The following is a 1426-nucleotide window of genomic DNA, read 5'->3' on the forward strand; positions in this document are numbered from 1 at the left end:
AGTGCTATTTAATAGCCCATCAAATCTTTTATTTTTTCCGTATTATCTGATGAAGTTAACATTTCTAATAATGTAAAAGCTACTTCCATCGCAGTACTTGGGTTAGCAGATGTAATAATATTGTCATCTACTACAATACGATCTTTACTAATAGCTACACCATAGGTTGCAAGTTGTGCGAGACGCTGACTTGTAGGGTGATTGTATGTCGTTGCGCGTCGCTCTTTTAATACACCGCTATGAGCAACAGCAAGTGCTGCAACACAAATCGAAGCAATCGGCTTATGTTGGTCATTAAAATGACGAATCACTGTACCAAATTGTTCACTAAAGGCATCATCATAAAAGTCTGCTTCTTCAAAACCTCCTGGAATCGCAAGTGCATCAAATTCATCTAAATTTAAATCCATCAATAATTTTTCCGGTGTCACACAGAAATTCCAAGTAGCCTTTAACTCTTTATGTAAGCCAGCTGTCACAACAACCGTTGAACCATCCCCTTCAAGCTGATTCCAACCAAGTACATCCGTAAATACGCTCGCCTCATATGCTTCAAATCCATTGGCTAATAACAACAGTATTTTTTTCATTTCTACTACCTCCTAATTTCTATACATAAAGTGTAGACGACTGAAGCACTTTTCTATATATTTTAAAAAAGGTATTTATCTAATAATTCTTTTTATTCAACGGAAAATTCCTTTATTTACTTTTTAGAAGAAGGCGAAGAAATGGATTCAATTGATTATCAAATTTTACAGCAGATTGAAAAGAATGCAAAAATAACGACGAAAGAATTAGCGAGACATGTACATTTATCAGCTCCAGCAGTAGCTGAACGTATTAAAAAGCTTGAAGAACAGCACGTTATTAAAGGCTATCGCACTGAATTTGATTTATCTCAGCTTGATCGGGGCATCGTAGCAATCGTGTTGTTTAAATCCTCCAATTGCAAAAAGCTAGCAGAGTTTTGTTATAGCCATCCAGATGTATTGTCATGCTATCGTGTTGCTGGCGAAATTAGTTATATCGTGAAAATTGCTACATCATCCATTGAAAAATTAGAGGAATTTATTGATGCAGCCATGCCTTACGGTACACCATCAACAAATATTGTTCTATCAGGACGAGAAAATAATGTGGTATCGTCTAAGCAAACAGCTCATTCCAATTAGTATAGGAATGAGCTGTTTTCATTTATATCATTTTATCTAGATATACTAAAAGGGTTTAACGAACTTTCTCTTTTAATAAAAGTTAGGTGAAACTTTATAGCTTAGTTAAAATCGGCAATTTTTTCTGAGCGATTTCTTGTTTTATTTGCTGAATAAATGTATCAATAGCCATTTTTTCTAATCCCTCTTGTCTATAAGTTCGAACAGATACCGCTTGCGTAGCGACTTCTTCATCCCCTAGCACAAGGATA

Annotated in this window: 2 protein-coding genes; one reads left to right on the forward strand and one right to left on the reverse strand. The window is 35.2% G+C overall.

Annotated elements, in window-relative coordinates; genetic code table 11:
- Positions 1 to 8 precede the first annotated feature (8 nt).
- The gene (locus QI30_RS19605) at positions 9 to 590 is read right to left on the reverse strand and encodes a DJ-1/PfpI family protein (protein ID WP_126992134.1); all 582 of its coding nucleotides are present in this window, start codon (positions 588 to 590) and stop codon (positions 9 to 11) included.
- Between the two features lie 141 nt (positions 591 to 731).
- Here QI30_RS19605 and QI30_RS19610 point away from each other — a divergent pair, with 141 nt between their 5' ends.
- The gene (locus QI30_RS19610; protein ID WP_126992105.1) at positions 732 to 1175 is read left to right on the forward strand and encodes an Lrp/AsnC family transcriptional regulator; all 444 of its coding nucleotides are present in this window, start codon (positions 732 to 734) and stop codon (positions 1173 to 1175) included.
- Positions 1176 to 1426: the final 251 nt, after the last annotated feature.

This window comes from Candidatus Kurthia intestinigallinarum, assembly GCF_003991225.1.
Taxonomy (GTDB): Bacteria; Bacillota; Bacilli; order Bacillales_A; family Planococcaceae; genus Kurthia; species Kurthia populi.